At 67.0% G+C, this 451-nt stretch carries 1 protein-coding gene; it reads left to right on the forward strand.

Annotation, left to right across the window (positions count from 1 at the left end; all coding sequences use genetic code 11):
- On the forward strand, nt 1-451 hold a 451-nt coding region (locus H9X80_RS08965; RefSeq protein ID WP_204793998.1), incomplete at both ends, for a hypothetical protein.

Here is a 451-nt window from a genome sequence, read left to right on the forward strand (position 1 = left end):
ATACCAGCCATGAAACGACTGTTCGTATTGCTTGCCGCCGCGCTGGGACTTTCCGCCGGCGCGGGCGCATGCGGCTCCGCGGAGCCGGATCCCTACCGCTTCGACGGTTCGATCTCCCGGGACGTGCTGGACCGCTACCTTTCGCGGGCCGTCACGATGTCGGAGTTCCTGACCGTCGATCCCTACTGCAACGACGGACCCTATCCCGACAAGGAGGCCGACGTGGAGTTCATCCGCAACACCGGCGCCAAGTTCATCGGCCGGGCGATCTACCGCTGGGGCGATGAGAAGGCGCTTGCCGAGCCGGGTTTCTGGGCCGGGGCCGAAGCGCTGATCGACCGTGTGCACGCCTTCGATCCGGACGTGATCTTCCAGGCCGCGACCTTCGAGGCGGTTTACCGCGAGGTCGGCGAGGTCCCCGTGCCCGCCTGGGCTTTCGAGGCGCTGGGAC

The sequence above is a fragment of the Olsenella profusa genome, from assembly GCF_016900315.1.
Lineage (GTDB): Bacteria > Actinomycetota > Coriobacteriia > Coriobacteriales > Atopobiaceae > Thermophilibacter > Thermophilibacter profusus_A.